This is a genomic window from Mycobacterium sp. SMC-4, from assembly GCF_050205565.1.
GTDB lineage: Bacteria > Actinomycetota > Actinomycetes > Mycobacteriales > Mycobacteriaceae > Mycobacterium.
The window spans coordinates 47,606-65,473 of sequence record NZ_JBNMQU010000001.1 but is presented as its reverse complement, the minus strand read 5'-3'; the positions used below and the strand labels follow the sequence as shown (position 1 = coordinate 65,473).

The following is a 17,868-nucleotide window of genomic DNA, read 5'->3' as shown; positions in this document are numbered from 1 at the left end:
GTGGATCCCTTCGAAGCTGATCGCGAGTACGTCGGCCAGGACTTCCGCGACGAGGACTTCAGCCGGCTGCGCACCGAGCGCGTGGTGTTCACCGAGTGCGACTTCTCCGGGGTCGACTTCTCGGAGTCCGAGCACGACGGTTCGGCGTTCCGCAACTGCACGTTCCGGCGGGCATCGCTGTGGCACAGCGTCTTCCGACACTGCACGTTTCTGGGGTCGTCGTTCGTCGAGTGCCGGATGCGTCCGCTCACGCTCGTCGAGGTGGATTTCACGCTGGCCGCACTCGGCGGTGCCGATCTGCGCAAGGTGGATCTGACCGGGTGCCGGTTGCGTGAGGCCAACCTCGTCAACGCCGACCTGCGGGACGCGGTGCTCGCCGGGGCCGATCTGACCGGAGCGCGCATCACCGGGACCCGACTCGAGGGCGCCGACCTGCGCGGCGCCCGGGTGGACGCCTCGCTGTGGACCGGCGCACAGGTGCGCGGCGCGAAGGTCGACGTCTCGCAGGCGTTGGCGTTCGCCGCGGCACACGCCCTCGATATTTCCGGGGCCTGACCACAAAGCGGCAGGTGCAAAAACCGCACCCGACGAGGTGTTTGACCCCACAGCGCCAAAAGTCGCATCTCCGGTGCGCAATTAACTAGCGTCGAAATCGTGCAGCTCACCCGGTTCACCGACCTCGGCCTTCGGGCCATGATGCTGCTGGCCGCAGGCGAATCCGACGGCCAGCGCATCACCACTCGGTCGATTGCCACCGGCGCCGCCGCATCGGAGAACCACGTCGCAAAAGCCGTGTCCCGCTTGGTCGAGTTGGGCATGGTGTCGGCGCGCCGCGGGAGGGTCGGGGGTCTCACGTTGACCGACGCCGGCCGTACCGCGTCGGTCGGGTGGCTGGTTCGTCGCCTCGAAGGTGACCGTGAGGTCATCGAGTGTGGCGGTGACAACCCGTGTCCGCTGGTAGCCGCCTGTCGGCTGCGCCGCGCGCTGGCCGACGCCAAAGAGGCGTTCTACCGCGAACTCGACCGCTACACCGTCAGCGACCTGGCGCGCGGACCCACGCTGACGCTGCTGCCCCTGAGTTCCACCCCGCCAATTGAAAGGAACCCCCGATGACCGTCATCGCCACTCCCGCCCAGCTGGAGCCCGCCCACGCCGAGGTGGTGTCCGCGACTCTGCCGCTGATCGGGGCGCACATCGACGAGATCACCACCGAGTTCTACCGCGGGATGTTCGACGCCCACCCGGAACTGCTGCGCAACCTGTTCAACCGCGGCAACCAGGCTCAGGGCGCGCAGCAGCGGGCGCTGGCCGCGTCGATCGCGACGTTCGCGACCCACCTGGTCGATCCCGACCTGCCGCACCCGGCTGAGTTGCTGTCGCGTATCGGGCACAAGCACGCGTCGCTGGGCATCACGGCCGATCAGTACTCGATCGTGCATGAGCATCTGTTCGCCGCGATCGTCGCGGTGTTGGGCGCCGACACCGTCACCGCCGACGTCGCCGCGGCGTGGGACCGGGTGTACTGGATCATGGCCGACACGCTGATCGCCCTGGAGCGGGACCTCTACCGCGGCGCGGGTGTGGCCGACGGCGACGTCTACCGACGGGCGCGGGTGCAGGCCCGGGTCGACGATCCGTCCGGTGCGGTGCTGATCACCGTCGTCCCGTCGGGTCAGCCGTTCCCCGAGTTCCTTCCGGGCCAATATGTTTCGGTCGGTGTCACGATGCCTGACGGGGCCCGGCAGCTGCGTCAGTACAGCCTCGTCAACGTCGCCGGCAGCGGGGAGCTGACGTTCGCCGTCCGGCCGGTCGCCGCGGTGGGGGAGCAGCCCGCCGGAGAGGTGTCGAACTGGATCGCGGCCAACGTCTGCGTCGGCGACGTCCTCGACGTCACCGTCCCGTTCGGTGACCTGCCGACGCCTGACGGCGCCGCCCCGCTGGTGTTGATCTCGGCGGGTATCGGCATCACCCCGATGATCGGCTTCCTCGAACATCTCGCGGCGCACGCCCCGGATGCCCGAGTGCAGGTGCTGCACGCCGACCGCAGCGACCAGAGCCATCCGCTGCGCGAGCGGCAGTTCGAGCTCGTCGAGGAACTGCCACACGCCACGCTGGACGTCTGGTATGAGGACGGCCGCACCTCCGGGACCTCCGGCGCCCACGCCGGCCTGATGAACCTCGACGGCATCGACATCGCCGACGACGTGCAGGTGTACCTGTGCGGTGGAAACGGTTTCGTGCAGGCGGTGCGGGCGCAGCTGCTGGGCAAAGGGATCACCGCGGAGCGGGTGCACTGCGAGCTGTTCTCGCCGAACGACTGGCTGCTGGACTAGGAGACGGTGATCGCGCGGGCGACCAGGTCGGCCACCATACGGCAGTACGCCGGGTCGACCGGGTCGTCGCGGTAGAGCGCGAAGGTGTGCAGGGGCGACGTCAACAGTTGCAGAGCGACGATCGGTTTGACGTCGTCCCGCAACTCGCCGCGCTCGGCCGCACGTCGGAAGATCACCTCGATGACCTCGCGCCGCAACGCGTAGAACGCGACACGGGTCTTCACGTCGGCGGCCTGCGACTTGCTGTCGATCACCAGCATCCGGGCGATCCGTCGGCCCACGGGCGCGTTGAGGTAGTTAGCCAACGCCATCGCCAGTTCGCAGAGGTCCTCCTGCAGCGAGCCGGTGTCGGGCGGGCTGATCATCAGCTGGCTGTAGCTCGCCAGCGCATCGATGATCAGTTGGCTTTCGTTGCCCCAGAGCTGTCGCAGAACGCCGGGGTCGAGGTGACCGCGTTGCGCCACGGCTTCGATGCTGAAGCGGTCGACGCCCCACTGCTGCAGCTCCTCCAAGGCAGCATCGAGTGCTCTCTTGCGTTCGTCGTCAAACACAGCTTGTAACCCCCCTCTCGGACGTTGCCGCCCGAGCTTACGAAATCTGGCACAGTATGCCGAAACATTCCGACAAACCGGCGACCGGTCGCGATCAGGAGGCGTTGAGCCGGATGCGCCAGCGCACAAAAGCCAGGTAGAACGCGCTGATCGCGACCAGCATCGCCATGTCGAACAGCCACGCCCCCGACGTGTGCTCCCAGTGCCGGTCCTGCGGGGTCAGCGGTCCCGGCACCAGGCGGATCAGGTCGACGGTGGACGCTGACGCCGCGAAACCCCACCGCGCCGGCGTCACCCAGGACATCTGGTCGAGCACGAGGCGGTCGGTCACCGGGATCATGCCGCCGGAGAACACCAGCTGGCTCATGATCGCCACGACCAGCAGCGGCATGATCTGCTCGCTGGAGCGGGCCAGCGCCGACAGCGCCAGCCCGACCATCGCGGCGGCCACGCAGGTGACGGCGATGTCGATGAACAGTTCCAGGCTGGGACTGCCCAGTACCGCGCCGCGCTCGACGGCGCCCGGGCCGAAGCCTTTGCCGAGGATCGCGATGATCGTGACGATCGCGGACTGGATGACCGCGAACACCGTGAACACTGCGACCTTGGCCAGCAGGTAGGCCGTGGTGGACAGTCCGACGGCTTGTTCGCGACGGAAGATGGCGCGCTCGCCGATCAGTGCGCGGATGGTCAGCGCGGTACCCATGAATATCGCACCGACGTTGAGCATCACCAGGATCTGGCCGGGTTCGTTGGGCGCCGCGCCACCCTGGATCGCCGGTACCGGCACGCCGAAGCCGACGTCGCCGGGTACCGACAGCGACAGCACGCCCATGATGAACGGCAGCAGCATCAGGAACGCGAAGTAGCCGCGGTCGGAGACCACCAGGCGGATCTGGCGGCGCGCGATCGTCGACAACTGGCGGGTCAGGCTGGTTCTGGTGGGCGTGCCGAGGTCGGCTGGGGTCTGCGTGGCCGGTACCGGGGGCGGAGGGCCGTGCTGGGTCAGGTACCGCTGATGCGCGCCGTCCGGATCACCGGCCACCGAGCTGAAGATGTCCGCCCAGTTCGTGGTGCCCATCGACGGCCCGATCTGTTCGGGTGGGCCGTAGAACGCGGTCTTGCCGCCAGGGGCCAGCAGCAGCACCTGATCGCATACGTCGAGGTAGGTCAGCGAGTGGGTGACCACGAGCACGACGCGACCGGCGTCGGCGAGCTGCCGCAGCATCGTCATGACCTGGCGGTCCAGCGCCGGGTCCAGACCCGAGGTCGGTTCGTCGAGGATCAGCAGTGACGGGCCGGTCAGCAGCTCCAGGGCCACCGACGCGCGTTTGCGCTGGCCGCCGGAGAGCTTGTCGACGCGGGTGTCGAGGTGCTTGGTCATCTCGAGTTCCTCGAGCACCTCGTTGACGACCTGTTCGCGGTCGGCCTTCGTGGTGTCCGGCGGCAGCCGCAACTCGGCGGCGTACATCAACGCCTGCCGGACGGTGAGCTGACCGTGCACCACGTCGTCCTGCGGAACCATGCCGATCCGGGAACGCAGCGAGGCGTACTCGGCGTGCACGTTGTGCCCTTCGAAGGACACCTGGCCGGAGGTCGGGTGGGTGTACCCGGCGACCAGTCGCGCGAACGTCGACTTGCCGGCGCCCGACGGTCCGATGATGGCGGTCAGCGTGCCGGGGCGCGCGGACATCGAGATGTTGTCCAGCAGCGTCTTGTTGTTCTCGATGGTCCAGGTGATGCCGTGGACGTCGAGGCCGCCGGTGGCGGTGTCGGCCGCGGTCTCGGTGCGCCGGACCAGCGTGCCGCCCCGGAAGACGAGGTCGACGTTGCCGATGGTGACGGTGTCGCCGTCATCGAGCGTGGCGACCTCGACGCGGACGCCGTTGACGAAGGTGCCGTTGATGCTGCGGTTGTCCCGGATCTCGGCGGCTCCCGGGCCACCCGGGGTGGGTACCAGCGTGGCGTGATGGCGGGAGGCCAGCACATCGGGGATGACGATGTCGTTGTCGCTGGCGCGACCGATCTTGATCGAGCCCGGCGGCGCCTCTGCGGGCCGGCCGGGCCGCAGGATCTTGAGCATGCTGGTCGCGAGGTTGCCGTCGCCTGAGCGGGGCGCGGCGGCCGGGCCCATGACGGTCACCGACTCCAGGCTCGGCGAGCTGATCGGCGGCGGCGGTGGCGTGGGCCGACGCGGCGGCGCGCTGGGCGGCTGGCTGATCGGACCGGTCGGTTGGTAGCCGCGTCCGGTTTGCGCGTGTCGCGGCGGTGCCGGCCGGGTGTGGGTGGGCTGGCTGGGCCAGGAGGCGCTGCGACTGGTGGTGGGCACCGCGGTGGTCGGCGGGGTGCCGACCGACCCCTGGTGGCGGCCGACCTCGAACGTCAACCGCGGCCCGTCGGGGTTGCCGAGAAAGAGCTGTTGGCCGTCGGTGATGTCGGCGGCGGGCACCCGGCGACCGTTGAGGTACATGCCGTTGAGGCTGCCGTTGTCGATGGCCACCCATCGACCCTGTTCGGAGCGCAGCACCAAATGGGCGCGCGAGATCAACGGGTGGGCGATCCGGACGTCGGCGCGCAGATCACGGCCGACGACGACGTCGTTGCCGGCCGCAAAGGTGCGGGTGGATCCGTCGTACCGAACCGTCAGCGTCGGGGCGGCTGGTCGGCTCATCGTCGGCAACTCTATCGGTAGCCGATGACGTCGGGCCCGTGCTCCCTGCCCTGGCGGTGATCTGTTGCCGCACCGTTACCGAGCCGTCGCCGGAGCTGCGACACGCCCGTGTCGGAGACGAATGCACACGGGTCGCCAAACCTGCTGTGACCAAGGCGAATCGGGTCATGCCGGGGCGGCCGGACCGCGGCCGTGCCCGCGCTCGGCCCATTTTAGAGGGAATCCTCTACTTTAGGGTGAAGCAATGCCGCGGCCCGCCCGATACACCGTCGATGACCTGCTTGACGCCGCGGCAGAGCTGCTCGCCGTCGAAGGGCCGGCCGCGGTCACGATGTCGGCGGTGGCGCGGGCGTGCGGTGCACCCAGCGGCTCGGTGTATCACCGATTCCCGTCGCGGGCGGCCCTGTGTGGCGAGTTGTGGCTGCGCACCGAGGAACGCTTCCAGACCGAACTGCTCGCCGCGCTGGGTGAGCCCGGAGACGCCCAGCAACGCTGCGTCGACGGCGCCCGCCAGGTGTTGACCTGGTGCCGGGAACACCCCGCCGAAGCTCAGGTGCTGCTCACCGGCCCGGCTCAACTCGGCCTGGCCGAGTGGCCGGACGCGCTGAGCAACCGTCGGAAACGGTTGCAGCGCAAGCTCCGTAAGACCTTCGGCGAACTGGGCGACGACGTCAACCGCGTCAGCGCCGCGTTGATCGACGTGCCGCTGGCGATGGTGCGTCGCGCGCAGCGTCCGCGTCAGGCGGTGCCGGCCGGCGCCGACGAGATCGTCGAGGACTGCGCGCGTGCGCTCATCTCCCCGAGCTGACCGGTGACGGCGATCCGGTCCGCACGCAGTAGGTGTGGCTGTAGATCGTCGGCATGCACAGGTTGCAGTGGTCGCAGATGGACTGCACCGTGGAGTCGGCTTGGATGCGGTTGAGCAGATCGGGTTCGGCCAGCAGCGCGCGTCCCATCGCAACGAAGTCGAATCCCTCGGCCATCGCCTTGTCCATGGTCTGACGGTTGGTGATCCCGCCGAGCAGGATCAGCGGCATCGTCAGCTCGTCGCGGAACTTCTTCGCGTCGCGCATCAGGTAGGCCTCGTGGTACGGGTATTCGCGCATGAACTTCTTGCCGGTCATGCGGATGCCCCAGGACAGCGGCGGTTTGAATGCCTTCGAGAACTCCTTGACCGGCGCGCCGCCGCGGAACAGGAACATCGGGTTCAGTAGGGAGCTGCCGGCGGTGAGTTCCAGCGCATCGAGTCCGCCGTCTTCTTCCAGCCATTTGGCGGTCTGCAGCGACTCCTCCAGCGAGATGCCGCCGCGCACCCCGTCGGACATGTTCATCTTCGCGGTCACCGCGATCCGGTCACCGACCGCCCGACGCACCGCGCGCACCACGCCGCGGGCCACCTTGGCACGGTTTTCCAGCGAGCCGCCGAACTTGTCGGTGCGCCGGTTGATCAACGGCGACAGGAAAGAGCTGGCCAGATAGTTGTGGCCGAGGTGGATCTCCACCGCGTCGAACCCGGATTCGATGGCCAGCCGCGCGGCGTTGGCGTGCAGCTCGGTCACCTCTTCGATGTCGGCGCGGGTGGCCTTCTTGGCGAACCGCATCGACAGCGGGTTGAAGAAGCGGACCGGCGCCAGTGCGCGCGCCTTGTTGGTGCGGGCGTTGGCCACCGGGCCGGCGTGTCCGATCTGCGCGCTGATCGCGGCGCCTTCGTTGTGCACGGCATCGGTGAGACGACGCAGGCCGGGCACGGCTTCCGGGCGCATCCAGATCTGCCAGCCGTCGGTGCGTCCGCCCGGCTCGACCGCGCAGTACGCGACCGTGGTCATGCCGACACCGCCGGCGGCGGGCAGCCGGTGGTAGGTGATCAGGTCCTCGGTGACCAACGCGTTCGGCGTCGCAGCTTCGAACGTGGCGGCCTTGATGATCCTGTTGCGCAGCGTCAGCGGCCCGAGCTTGGCGGGGGCGAACACATCGTGCGGGGCTGTCATATCAGGAGCTTCCCATGCCTGCTGTCAGAATGAACCCCGTGGGTGCAATCACTTTGGACGGTAAGGCCACGCGCGACGAGATCTTCGTCGACCTCAAGGAGCGCGTCGCGCGACTCGCCGAGGCCGGGTACACGCCCGGGCTCGGCACCGTGCTGGTCGGCGACGATCCGGGATCGCAGGCCTATGTGCGTGGCAAGCATGCCGACTGCGCCAAGGTGGGGATCAACTCGATCCGCCGCGACCTGCCGGCCGACATCAGCCAGGCGGACCTCGACGCCACGCTCGACGAGCTCAACGCCAATCCGGACTGCACCGGCTACATCGTGCAGCTGCCCCTGCCGAGGCATCTCGACGAGAACGCGGCGTTGGAGCGGGTGGACCCGGGTAAAGACGCCGACGGCCTGCACCCGACCAACCTCGGTCGGTTGGTCCTCAACGAGCCTGCCCCGCTGCCGTGCACGCCGCGCGGCATCGTGCACCTGCTGCGTCGGTTCAGTGTCGAGATCGCCGGTGCGCATGTCGTGGTGATCGGCCGCGGCGTCACGGTGGGTCGTCCGCTCGGGCTGCTGCTGACCCGCCGCTCGGAGAACGCGACGGTGACGTTGTGCCACACCGCGACCCGTCACCTGCCGCAGATCACGCGCGAGGCCGACATCATCGTCGCCGCGGCCGGGGTGCCGCACATGGTGACCGCGGAGATGGTGCGGCCGGGCGCCGCCGTCGTCGACGTCGGGGTCAGCCGCGATGAGAACGGCAAGCTCGTCGGCGACGTCGCCCCCGACGTGTGGGACGTGGCCGGGCACGTGTCTCCGAACCCGGGAGGTGTCGGCCCCCTGACGCGCGCTTTCCTGTTGACCAATGTCGTCGAGCGCGCCGAGGTGCTGGCCGGCTTGTGACCGTCAGGCAGTTCGTCCGCAAACTCCGCGAGGTGGCTGCCGCGCAATGGCCGATCCTGGTGGTCGCGCTGTTCCTGGTCGCCGCGTTCGCGCTGGTCGCAGCCGGCTTCTGGCGGCGCGGGGCGCTGGTGATGGCGGTGGGGGTGGCAGCCGCAGCCGGGCTGCGGCTGGCGCTGCCCGACGAGAGGGCCGGGCTGCTGGCGGTGCGCACGCGCACCGTCGATTTCGTCACCACGGCGTCGGTCAGCGCCGCGATGCTCTATATCGCTTGGACCATCGACCCACTGGGCACCAGCTGAGGGCTCGCGAGTTGGCCTGCCACAGTCGCTCGGGGAGGCGGCCGCGGAAGTCGCTCGGGAGAAGTTGCTCGGGAGGAGTGGCTCGGAAGTCGCTCGGGCAAGTCGCTCGGGAGAAGTGGGTCCCGAAGTGCCCACTACGAGCGACTTTGTCGGAGCTTTACCCGGCTGGCACCACCTGAGGGGCCGAATACTCCGCGAAAGTGCCGTCACGGTAGTGAACGTCGCGCGATCACGACCGTGAGCGCACTTTCGCGGAGCCTGCCGCAAGTTCTTTCGAGGAGAGTGCACTTTCGCGGAGGCCTGCCATAGTCCCTGGCGAGAAGTGAAGCCTGAAGTGCCCACTACGAGCGAATTTGTCGGTGCCCATCTAGGCGCGCTACGCAGACGCCGACTTTGTCGCTCGCAGTGGGCAGCGACGATCCGACTGTCGTGGCACCCCGCAGCGCGCGCGGCACCCGCAGCGCACCGGCAGCCCGCAGCGCACCCGGCACCCTGCAGCGCGCCGGGCACCCCGCAGCGCACCCGGCACCCCGCAGCGCGCCCGGCAGGAGCGCGAAGTCCGCTCAGCCCAGCGTCGCGCGGATGCACACCGTGATGTACGGCAGCGCCAGGCCGCTGCTGTTGGCCAGCGCGGGATGGGTGTTCAGCAGCTCGCGGACCTGCTCGAGCGTGCGGGTCCGGACTCGCTCAGGTGAGGTGATGCAGTAGCTCCGCGACGCCACGAGGTCGATCAGCGCCTGCGGGGTCAGATAGCTCGTCCACTCCACCTGGTGGCGTTCGACGTCGGTGAACGGCGTGGGCAGGTCGGCGGTCTGGGTGAACGGGTCCACTTCGTGGCCGATGATGTCGCCCAGTTCCTTGACCCAGCCCAGGCGTTCGTCGCGGTTGTTCCACACCAGACCGAGCCGGCCGCCCGGCCGTAGCACCCGCGCGACCTCCTTGACCGCGCGTTGCGGGTCGAACCAGTGCCAGGCCTGCGCCACCAGCACCGCGTCGACGCTGGCGTCGGGCAGCGGAATGTCCTCGGCCGTGCCCAGCAGCGCAGGGGTATCCGGCAGCGACGAGCTCAGCACCTCGAGCATCTCCGGGATCGGGTCGACGGCCACCACGTCCAGTCCGCGTTCGACCAGCCGCGTGGTCAGCTTGCCGGTCCCCGCCCCGAGGTCGAGCACGTCACGCGCGCCGTCGGGAAGCAGCCAGTTGATCGCCTCGGGTGGGTAGGACGGACGTCCGCGCTCGTACGCCGCGGCCTGGGCGCCGAACGACAGCGAGCGCTCGCTCACCGCGACGCCAACTCCAGCGTGCGCCGGATCAGCTTGCCCACCGCGTCGAACTCGAGCAGGAACCCGTCGTGGCCGTATTTGGAGTCCACGACATCCAGGCCGTCGCAGCCGGGCAGCAGCTCGGCCAGCTCGGCCTGAAGCCGCAGCGGGTAGAGCCGGTCGGAGGTGATGCCGCCGACCACCGTCGGCACCGGGCAGCCGCGCAGCGCGGCCTCCACACCGCCACGCCCGCGCCCGACGTCGTGACCCGACAGCGCGTCGGTGAGCGCGACATAGGTGCCGGCATCGAAGCGCTGCAACAATTTTCGGCCCTGGTGCTCCAGATAGCTCTGCACCGCGTAGCGGCCGCCGGTACCGGGATCCTCGTCGTTCTGGGCGTCGTTGGCGAACCGCTCGTCGAGCTCCTCCTCGCCGCGGTACGTCAGATGCGCGATGCGCCGGGCGATCTGAAGCCCGGCGTCGGGGCTCCGCCCCGTTCCGTGGTAGTCCCCACCGAGCCAATCGGGGTCGGCTTTGACGGCGGCCACCTGGGTGCTCTGGGTGCCGATCTGGTCGGCGGTCGCGCGCGCGCCGACGGCGAGCACCAGTGCGGCGCGCACGCCGTGCGGATGGGTGACGATCCACTCCAGTGCCCGGGCGCCGCCCATCGATCCGCCCATCACGGCGGCCACCTCGGTGATGCCGAGACGCTCGAGTACGGCGAGGTCGGCGGCCACCTGGTCGCGGATCGAGATCACCGGAAACCGTGAGCCATAAGGCTTTCCGTCCGGTGCCAGTGAACTCGGGCCGGTCGACCCGCGGCACCCGCCCAAGGCGTTGGTCGAGATCGCGCACCAGCGGTCGGTGTCGATGGGTGCGCCCGGCCCGGCGATGCCGTCCCACCATCCCGGAGTGGGGTGGTCGGGGCCGGCGGGCCCGGTGATGTGCGAGTCGCCGGTCAGTGCGTGCAGCACCACCACGACGTTGTCCCGGTTGGGGGAGAGCTTGCCCCAGCGTTGCACTGCAATCGACACGTCCTCGATCACAGCGCCGTTCTCCAGCGTCAGCGCGCCGATGTCGACCACACCGGTTTCCCCTTCGGGCGGCAGCGTCGCGCGATCGGTAGCCACATCCACGATTGTCACGTCACAGGCCTTCAGGACGACGCCGCAGAACTGGTGTCGCCGAGGAACGGCTTGGCCGCGGCGAACCCCTGCTCGAGGTCGGCGATGATGTCGTCGATCCCTTCGATACCCACCGCCAGCCGTACCAGTCCCGGCGTGACGCCGGTGCTCAACTGCTCCTCGGGGGACAGTTGCGCATGCGTGGTCGAGGCGGGATGGATGACCAGCGATCGCACGTCACCGATGTTGGCGACGTGGCTGTGCAGCGTCAGCGCGTTGACGAACGCCTTGCCGGCTTCGACGCCGCCGGCCAGTTCGAACGCGAGCACCGCGCCGGTCCCCTTGGGCGCCAACTTCTTTCCCAGGTCGTGCCACGGTGAGGACGGCAGTCCCGCGTAATTGACCGACAGCACGTCGGCATGGTCGTCGAGGTAGGCCGCCACCCGCTCGGCGTTGGCGACATGGCGTTCCATGCGCAGGCTCAGGGTCTCCAGTCCCTGCGCAATGAGAAACGCGTTGAACGGTGAGGCCGACGATCCCAGATCGCGCAGCAGCTGCACGCGCGCTTTGAGCGCATACGCCGGCGGGCCCAGTTCGGCGAACACCACGCCGTGGTAACTCGGATCGGGTTCGGTGAATCCGGGGAACCGCCCGTTGGTCCAGTCGAAGGTGCCGCCGTCGACGATCACCCCCGCGATCGCGTTCCCGTGCCCGCCCAGGTATTTGGTCGCCGAGTGCACGACGATGTCGGCGCCGTGGCTCAGCGGCTGGATCAGGTACGGCGTCGCGATGGTGTTGTCGACGATCAGCGGTACGCCCACCTCGTGGGCGATCCCTGCGACGGTCGGGATGTCGAGCACGTCGATCTGCGGATTGGAGATCGATTCGGCGAAGAACGCCTTGGTGTTGGGTTGCGCTGCGGCGCGCCAGGAGTCGGGGTCGTCGGGGTTGTCGACGAAGCCGACCTCGATGCCGAGCTTGGGCAGCGTGTAGTGAAAGAGGTTGTAGGTGCCGCCGTACAGCCTCGGGCTGGACACGATGTGATCGCCGGCGTTGGCGATGTTCAGGATCGCGAGGGTCTCGGCGGCCTGGCCGGATGACAGGAACAGCGCGGCGACGCCGCCTTCGAGCGCTGCGATGCGCTGCTCGACGACATCGGTCGTCGGGTTCATGATCCGGGTGTAGATGTTGCCGGTCTCGGCCAGCCCGAACAGCGCTGCCGCGTGGTCGGTGTCGCGGAAGACGTAGCTGGTGGTCTGGTAGATCGGCAGGGCGCGCGCGTTGGTGACGGAGTCGGGCGTCTGGCCGACGTGGATCTGTTTGGTCTCGAACGCCCAATTGGCATCGGGTTGCGTCATCAGCGGTGCTCCTCCATGAAAACCAGGGGGCCCGTTTCATGGCGGACCCGCGCTTGCCTTATAGCCGTGTGCGGCTACTCAACCTGGTCATCACCCGGGGCACCCCACCGCGGTTGGAGGGTTGCCGGCCAGCGAGCCGGGGCTTGACGCTGGCGCTCATGACCGACACGAAGGTTATCGCACGACATCCGAAACCTGCCAGTGGGTTGGCGTCGGCGCAGGTGGAGCGGTTTTCAGCTCTCGGCTGCGGTGGTGGTGGGCGCGGTGTGCTCGTCGACGAAGGATGTGATCAGATCGGCGATCACCTTGGGGGCTTCGAGCATCGGGATGTGCCCGTATCCGTCCAGGCGGACCACTCTGGTGTCCGACGGGCAGTGTTGGAGGAAGTACCGGTTGCCGCGCGGCGTGGGGAACACGCGGTCTTTCTCGCAGAGCACCAGCTGGGTGGGTGCGCCCAGGTTGGCCAGCTCGAGCAGGCCGGGCAGTCGCAGCGTCTTGATCAGCAGCTGCAGGTAGGCGCTGCAGTGGGTGGCGTCGATGACGAGGTCGTGCAGGTCGGCATCGGAAGGACCGTCGGCGGGGCCGCTGACCGGCAGCGTCGCGAGTCGGCGCGCGCCGGGCAACTTCAAGATGCGCGGCCCCATCAGGCGCGCCGCGATCAGGGCCGGCCCGCCCAGGATGAACTTCAGCACGGTCTCGTACTTGGTCAGCGAGTGTTGCGACCAGCCGCCGGCCGGCCCGATCGCGGTGACGGTGCGGGCACGTCCGCGTCGTTCGAGTTCGAAGCCGACCCAGCCGCCCAGCGAGTTACCGACGATGTGGGCGGTCTTCCAGCCCAGCTCGTCCATCCGCCGCTCGACGTCGTCGACCAGGATCTGGGTGTCGAGCAGCCAGGTGGGGGAGCGGCGTCCGCCGTGGTGCCCGACCATGGTGGGGGCGTAGACCTCGAAGCGTCCTGTGTCGGCCAGCTGGGTGGCGACGGTGCGCCAGACGTTCTGGGAGCACAGGAACGGGTGCAGCAGCAGGATCGGTTCCCCGGAACCCTGGTGGATCGGCTCGCGTTCTGGCATGCGGCCGAGATTAAGGTGATACCGGCGGTACCGCAAGAAAGGGTTGTTCTAGGGTCGGCCCCATGATCGTGAGCACCGTCAACGTCAACGGCGTGCGAGCCGCCGTCAAGCAGCGCTCGGCGGAGAACCTCGGTCTGCTGGCCTGGCTGGACGAGACACTCGCCGACGTGGTGTGCCTGCAGGAGACCCGCTGCGACGACGAGCAGCTGGCCGACGCGTTGGCGCCCGCGCTGGCCGACGGGTGGCATTTGGCGTCGGCGCCGCCACACATCAAGGGCCGCAACGGGGTTGCGGTGCTCTCCCGAACGCCGTTCGATTCGATCTGCATCGGTTGCGGCGACGACGAATTCGCGTTGCACGGCCGGTACCTCGAAGTCGAGACCGCCGGCGTCACCGTGGGCAGCGTGTACGTCCCCACCGGCGAGGCCGAAACCGAGCGGCAGGTGGAGAAGGAACGCTTCATGGCCGCCCTCGGTGCCCGGATGGCCGAGCTGATCGCACGAGCAGCCGAGGGCGGAAGCGAATCAGTGCTGTGCGGGGACTGGAACATCGCGCACACGGAGAACGACATCAAGAACTGGAAGGGCAACCTGAAGAAGTCGGGCTTCCTGCCGCAGGAGCGGCAGTGGGTGTCGGACCTGTTGGCCGCCGGCTGGGTCGACGTCGTGCGGCAGGCCCATCCCGACGTGCCCGGACCCTACGCATGGTGGTCCTGGCGCGGTAAGGCGTTCGACAACGACGCGGGCTGGCGCATCGACTACCAGTTGGCCACGCCGGGGTTGGCCGCCCGGGTGGTCTCGGCGCGGTCGGAACGGCCGAAGGCCTACGACCTGCGCTGGTCGGATCACTGCCCGGTCACCGTCGAGTACCGGTGATTTCGGCGTGCTTGTCGTCGCTGAGCGTCGATAACCACGCCGAAATCGCACAGTGCAAAGATGACTATCACCATGAGCGACACAACCCGGCCCGTCGTCTTCTCCGGCGCGCAACCCACCTCCGATTCCCTGCACCTCGGCAACGCACTGGGCGCGGTGGCCCAGTGGGTGGAACTGCAGGACGGCAACGACGCGTACTTCTGTGTCGTCGACCTGCACGCGATCACCGTCGCGCAGGACCCCGAGACGCTGCGCCGGCGCACGCTGGCCACGGCCGCGCAGTACCTCGCGCTGGGTGTGGACCCGCAGCGGGCCACCGTGTTCGTGCAGAGCCATGTGCCCGCGCACGCCGAATTGTCTTGGGTGCTCGGCTGTTTCACCGGGTTCGGGCAGGCCTCGCGGATGACGCAGTTCAAGGACAAGTCGCAGAAGCAAGGCGCCGAGGCCACCACGGTCGGCTTGTTCACCTACCCGGTGCTGATGGCCGCCGACGTGTTGCTCTACGACACCGAGCTGGTCCCGGTCGGCGAGGACCAGCGTCAGCATCTGGAGCTCGCCCGCGATGTCGCGCAGCGGGTCAACGCCCGCTTCCCGGACACGTTCGTCGTCCCCGAGCCGATGATCCCGAAGGCCACAGCCAAGATCTACGACCTGGCCGACCCGACGGCCAAGATGAGCAAGTCCGCGGCCACCGACGCCGGCCTGATCAGCCTGCTCGACGACCCGGCCAAGACGGCCAAGAAGATTCGCTCCGCGGTGACCGACAGCGAACGCGAGATCCGGTTCGATCCCGAAGCCAAACCGGGGGTGTCGAACCTGCTGACCATCCAGTCGGCGGTCACCGGCGTCAGCATCGACACGCTCGTCGACGGTTACGCCGGGCGCGGCTACGGCGACCTGAAGAAGGAGACGGCCGAGGCGGTGGTCGAGTTCGTCACGCCCATCAAGACCCGTGTCGACGAATTGCTCGCAGATCCGGCCGAGTTGGAAAGTGTGCTGGCCACGGGCGCGCAGCGGGCACGCGAAGTGTCTGGACAGACGTTGCGCAGGGTATACGACCGGCTAGGGTTCTTAGCACCGCGCGCGACCCACTAGCCAGCGAGGAGGACGGATGACGGCCTCGCAGGACCCGTCCGACTCCGACGAGAAACCGGGATTCATCGACCGGTTCCGCGCACGCAGGCCGTGGTTCGATCACGTGATGCGCGCCCAGGAGCGCTACAAGGACTCCAAGGGCGACTTCTACGCCGCGGGTATCACCTACTTCACGATCTTCGCGCTGTTCCCGCTGTTGATGGTCGGTTTCGCGGTCGGCGGCTTCGTGTTGGCCAGCCAGCCCGAGCTGCTGGCCGGCGTGCAGGACCGGATCCGCTCGGCAGTCAGCGGTGACATGGGTCAGCAACTCATCGAGCTGATGGACTCGGCGATCGAGTCGCGTGCGTCGGTCGGTCTGATCGGGTTGGCCACGGCGGCCTGGGCGGGGCTGGGCTGGATGGCCAATCTGCGCGAGGCGCTGAGCCAGATGTGGGGTCTGTACCGCGACGAGCTGCCGGGCTTCGTGCGCACCAAGATCTCCGACCTGGTGGCCCTGCTGTCGGTGTTCGTCGCGATCGTGCTGACGTTGTCGCTGACCGCGCTGGGCAACATGTCGGTGATCCGGAATGTGTTGGAGTGGTTCGGCATCACCGACGCGCCGGTCTGGACGGTGGTGTTGCGCATCGCGTCCACGCTGGTGTCGGTGCTGGTGGCGTGGCTGCTGTTCACGTTCCTGATCGCGCGGTTGCCGCGCGAGTCGGTGAGCTTCCGCAGCAGTGTGCGGGCCGGGTTGATCGCCGCGGTCGGGTTCGAGATCTTCAAGCTGGTGGCGGCGATCTATCTGCAGTCGGTGGTGACGGGCCCGGCGGGCGCGACGTTCGGTCCGGTGCTGGGGTTGATGGTGTTCGCCTACATCACCGCGCGGCTGGTGCTGTTCGCGACGGCGTGGGCGGCGACCATGCCGGAGAACATGAACGAGGCACCCGTGGCGGCGCCGGGCCCCGCGGTGATCCGCAACCGTCCCGTCACCCGGCCGGGGTTGGCGCCGTGGCAGGCTGGGGCCGCGGCACTCGTCGGTGCGGTTGGCGCTCTGGGCTTTTCGCGGGCCCGGCGCAGCCGGTCGCTCAGCCGCGGCGAGGACGCCGGTTGAGCGACCGCGCGCCCATGATCAAGCTCAACACGATCATCGAACCGACGACGCCGACGCCCACCCGTACCGGCATGGCGTCGACGTCGGACAGCGTCGCATTGGCCTTCGTCGTGGTGGCCTCGGCGGGTTCGGCCGTGATGCCGCCCAGTGAAGGGTCCGGGTCGACCAGGGTGCCCACCTTGGTGCCCGCCGGCACGGCGAACCCGTAGTCGAGCAGACGTGCGGCCTGCTCCCACGGTGCGATCGGCTGTCGTGTGCCACGCAGCAGCACCGCCACCAGGCGGCGGCCGTCACGCTGGGCTGCGCCGACGAACGTCTGCCCGGCGTCGTCGGTGAAGCCGGTCTTGCCGCCCAGCGCCCCGGGATAATGCTCGAGCAGCTTGTTGTCGTTCTCGATCGGGTAGCCGCCCTCTCCGCGGCCGGGGAACGTGAACGACTGTGTGGCAACGATATTGGTGAACACCGGGTTCTGCCACGCGTACCGGTAGAACAATCCGATGTCGTAGGCCGACGTGCTCATGCCCGGCCCGTCCAGGCCGGAGGGGGTGGCGACGCGGGTGTCCTGGGCGCCGAGCTTGTGCGCCAGGCCGTTGATCTTGCCCAGCGCGGCCTCCATCCCGCCCATCTGACGGGCCAGCGCGAACGCGGCGTCGTTGCCGGAGTACATCAGCAGCCCGTGCAGCAGGTCGTTGATCGAGTAGAAGCCGCCCTCGCCCACACCGACTTTGGTGCCTTCCTGGGCGGCGTCCTCGGCGGTGCCGGGCACCACCTTGTGCAGTGGCAGGTCGCGGATGGCCTGCATCGCGGTGAGCACCTTGATGACGCTGGCCGGCCGGTGTCGGCCGTGCGGATCGCGCGCGGCGATGACGTCTCCGCTGTCGATGTCGGCGACCAGCCACGCCTCGGCGGACACGTCGCCGGGTACCGGCGGGGCACCGGGCGCGGTGATCACACCGCAGCCGCCGAGCGAGTCACCACCCATCGGTTTGGCCGGCACCGGGATCGGGGCGGGCGGCGGGTCGCCCGGCTTGGGTACCTCGGACGCGTCGATCGCCGGCGGTGTCGTCTCCCGGTACAGGCAGGCGTCCGGCGGAGCGCCGGGGTCGGCGATCGCGACCGGTGCGGTGGTCAGCAACGCGGCGGTCATGGGTGCGGCCAGCAGCGCCGACACGCGCGTGGCGATCGTCCGGAAAGTGCCCATCGTCTGCGCAGATTAGGCGATTGCCGCGGTGATCCCGGGGAGCCACGCGGCGTCT

Annotated in this window: 17 protein-coding genes and 1 riboswitch; of the genes, 9 read left to right on the top strand and 8 right to left on the bottom strand. The window is 68.8% G+C overall.

The window, feature by feature from the left end:
* The 3 genes from ACQI46_RS00270 to ACQI46_RS00260 all read left to right on the top strand — a co-directional run bounded on the left by ACQI46_RS00270 (position 1) and on the right by ACQI46_RS00260 (position 2,333).
* Positions 1-555, top strand: coding sequence for a pentapeptide repeat-containing protein (locus ACQI46_RS00270; protein WP_427091960.1), 555 nt, complete (start codon positions 1-3; stop codon positions 553-555).
* 99 nt (positions 556-654) lie between these two features.
* A complete protein-coding gene (locus ACQI46_RS00265) occupies positions 655-1,113 on the top strand; it encodes an RrF2 family transcriptional regulator (RefSeq protein ID WP_427091959.1) in 459 nt (152 codons plus the stop codon).
* The gene (locus ACQI46_RS00260) at positions 1,110-2,333 is read left to right on the top strand and encodes a globin domain-containing protein (RefSeq protein ID WP_427091958.1); all 1,224 of its coding nucleotides are present in this window, start codon (positions 1,110-1,112) and stop codon (positions 2,331-2,333) included. Before ACQI46_RS00265 ends, ACQI46_RS00260 begins: the two co-directional genes overlap by 4 nt.
* Here ACQI46_RS00260 and ACQI46_RS00255 read toward each other — a convergent pair.
* Both ACQI46_RS00255 and ACQI46_RS00250 read right to left on the bottom strand, forming a co-directional pair.
* Positions 2,330-2,884 (bottom strand): TetR/AcrR family transcriptional regulator C-terminal ligand-binding domain-containing protein, encoded by a 555-nt coding sequence (locus ACQI46_RS00255; protein ID WP_427091957.1) that lies wholly within the window; start codon positions 2,882-2,884, stop codon positions 2,330-2,332. The genes ACQI46_RS00260 and ACQI46_RS00255 overlap by 4 nt on opposite strands.
* A gap of 94 nt (positions 2,885-2,978) precedes the next feature.
* Positions 2,979-5,555 carry an ATP-binding cassette domain-containing protein gene (locus tag ACQI46_RS00250; protein WP_427091956.1) on the bottom strand — a complete coding sequence of 859 codons (2,577 nt, stop codon included), beginning with the start codon at positions 5,553-5,555 and terminating at the stop codon, positions 2,979-2,981.
* A 244-nt stretch (positions 5,556-5,799) separates the two neighbouring features.
* Here ACQI46_RS00250 and ACQI46_RS00245 point away from each other — a divergent pair, with 244 nt between their 5' ends.
* Positions 5,800-6,363, top strand: a complete 564-nt coding sequence (locus ACQI46_RS00245; protein ID WP_427091955.1) for a TetR/AcrR family transcriptional regulator — start codon at positions 5,800-5,802, stop codon at positions 6,361-6,363.
* On the opposite strand, the gene ACQI46_RS00240 is transcribed toward ACQI46_RS00245, so the two are convergent.
* Complete coding sequence (locus ACQI46_RS00240; RefSeq protein WP_427091954.1) at positions 6,347-7,543, bottom strand: NADH:flavin oxidoreductase; 1,197 nt, start codon at positions 7,541-7,543, stop codon at positions 6,347-6,349. The genes ACQI46_RS00245 and ACQI46_RS00240 overlap by 17 nt on opposite strands.
* A 38-nt stretch (positions 7,544-7,581) precedes the next feature.
* Between ACQI46_RS00240 and ACQI46_RS00235 the strand changes: the two genes are divergently transcribed.
* Together ACQI46_RS00235 and ACQI46_RS00230 are read left to right on the top strand one after the other, a co-directional pair.
* Positions 7,582-8,439 carry a bifunctional methylenetetrahydrofolate dehydrogenase/methenyltetrahydrofolate cyclohydrolase gene (locus ACQI46_RS00235; RefSeq protein ID WP_427091953.1) on the top strand — a complete coding sequence of 286 codons (858 nt, stop codon included), beginning with the start codon at positions 7,582-7,584 and terminating at the stop codon, positions 8,437-8,439.
* Positions 8,436-8,738 (top strand): DUF3017 domain-containing protein, encoded by a 303-nt coding sequence (locus ACQI46_RS00230; protein ID WP_427091952.1) that lies wholly within the window; start codon positions 8,436-8,438, stop codon positions 8,736-8,738. Before ACQI46_RS00235 ends, ACQI46_RS00230 begins: the two co-directional genes overlap by 4 nt.
* 563 nt (positions 8,739-9,301) lie before the next feature.
* Here ACQI46_RS00230 and ACQI46_RS00225 read toward each other — a convergent pair.
* From ACQI46_RS00225 to ACQI46_RS00210, 4 genes are all read right to left on the bottom strand, one after another.
* Positions 9,302-10,021, bottom strand: a complete 720-nt coding sequence (locus ACQI46_RS00225) for a class I SAM-dependent methyltransferase (RefSeq protein WP_427091951.1) — start codon at positions 10,019-10,021, stop codon at positions 9,302-9,304.
* Entirely contained in the window at positions 10,018-11,145 is a 1,128-nt protein-coding gene (gene metX, locus ACQI46_RS00220) for a homoserine O-acetyltransferase MetX (RefSeq protein ID WP_427091950.1), read from the bottom strand. The genes ACQI46_RS00225 and metX overlap by 4 nt, the downstream gene beginning before the upstream one ends.
* Before the next feature lie 11 nt (positions 11,146-11,156).
* Positions 11,157-12,482, bottom strand: coding sequence for a bifunctional o-acetylhomoserine/o-acetylserine sulfhydrylase (locus ACQI46_RS00215; RefSeq protein WP_427091949.1), 1,326 nt, complete (start codon positions 12,480-12,482; stop codon positions 11,157-11,159).
* Between the two features lie 44 nt (positions 12,483-12,526).
* A riboswitch (SAM riboswitch) is annotated at positions 12,527-12,646 on the bottom strand.
* A 69-nt stretch (positions 12,647-12,715) separates the two neighbouring features.
* On the bottom strand, positions 12,716-13,552 hold the full coding sequence (locus ACQI46_RS00210) for an alpha/beta fold hydrolase (RefSeq protein WP_427091948.1): 837 nt from the start codon (positions 13,550-13,552) through the stop codon (positions 12,716-12,718).
* A gap of 62 nt (positions 13,553-13,614) precedes the next feature.
* Here ACQI46_RS00210 and ACQI46_RS00205 point away from each other — a divergent pair, with 62 nt between their 5' ends.
* From ACQI46_RS00205 to yhjD, 3 genes are all read left to right on the top strand, one after another.
* Positions 13,615-14,427, top strand: a complete 813-nt coding sequence (locus ACQI46_RS00205; RefSeq protein WP_427091947.1) for an exodeoxyribonuclease III — start codon at positions 13,615-13,617, stop codon at positions 14,425-14,427.
* Between the two features lie 72 nt (positions 14,428-14,499).
* Positions 14,500-15,522: a tryptophan--tRNA ligase gene (trpS, locus tag ACQI46_RS00200; RefSeq protein ID WP_427091946.1), complete on the top strand. Its 1,023-nt coding sequence runs from the start codon at positions 14,500-14,502 to the stop codon at positions 15,520-15,522.
* Between the two features lie 16 nt (positions 15,523-15,538).
* Positions 15,539-16,612 carry an inner membrane protein YhjD gene (yhjD, locus tag ACQI46_RS00195; protein WP_427091945.1) on the top strand — a complete coding sequence of 358 codons (1,074 nt, stop codon included), beginning with the start codon at positions 15,539-15,541 and terminating at the stop codon, positions 16,610-16,612.
* Here the strand turns inward: yhjD and ACQI46_RS00190 are convergent.
* Entirely contained in the window at positions 16,587-17,813 is a 1,227-nt protein-coding gene (locus tag ACQI46_RS00190) for a D-alanyl-D-alanine carboxypeptidase family protein (RefSeq protein ID WP_427091944.1), read from the bottom strand. The genes yhjD and ACQI46_RS00190 overlap by 26 nt on opposite strands.
* Between the last annotated feature and the right edge of the window lie 55 nt (positions 17,814-17,868).

What these genes read in the sequence shown, in the direction of transcription:
- ACQI46_RS00260 (WP_427091958.1), top strand. Translation starts at nt 1,110, where the DNA reads ATGACCGTCATCGCCACTCCCGCCCAGCTGGAGCCCGCCCACGCCGAG.
- ACQI46_RS00250 (WP_427091956.1), bottom strand. Translation starts at nt 5,555, where the DNA reads ATGAGCCGACCAGCCGCCCCGACGCTGACGGTTCGGTACGACGGATCC.
- ACQI46_RS00245 (WP_427091955.1), top strand. Translation starts at nt 5,800, where the DNA reads ATGCCGCGGCCCGCCCGATACACCGTCGATGACCTGCTTGACGCCGCG.
- ACQI46_RS00240 (WP_427091954.1), bottom strand. Translation starts at nt 7,543, where the DNA reads ATGACAGCCCCGCACGATGTGTTCGCCCCCGCCAAGCTCGGGCCGCTG.
- ACQI46_RS00215 (WP_427091949.1), bottom strand. Translation starts at nt 12,482, where the DNA reads ATGACGCAACCCGATGCCAATTGGGCGTTCGAGACCAAACAGATCCAC.
- ACQI46_RS00210 (WP_427091948.1), bottom strand. Translation starts at nt 13,552, where the DNA reads ATGCCAGAACGCGAGCCGATCCACCAGGGTTCCGGGGAACCGATCCTG.
- ACQI46_RS00205 (WP_427091947.1), top strand. Translation starts at nt 13,615, where the DNA reads ATGATCGTGAGCACCGTCAACGTCAACGGCGTGCGAGCCGCCGTCAAG.
- trpS (WP_427091946.1), top strand. Translation starts at nt 14,500, where the DNA reads ATGAGCGACACAACCCGGCCCGTCGTCTTCTCCGGCGCGCAACCCACC.
- yhjD (WP_427091945.1), top strand. Translation starts at nt 15,539, where the DNA reads ATGACGGCCTCGCAGGACCCGTCCGACTCCGACGAGAAACCGGGATTC.
- ACQI46_RS00190 (WP_427091944.1), bottom strand. Translation starts at nt 17,813, where the DNA reads ATGGGCACTTTCCGGACGATCGCCACGCGCGTGTCGGCGCTGCTGGCC.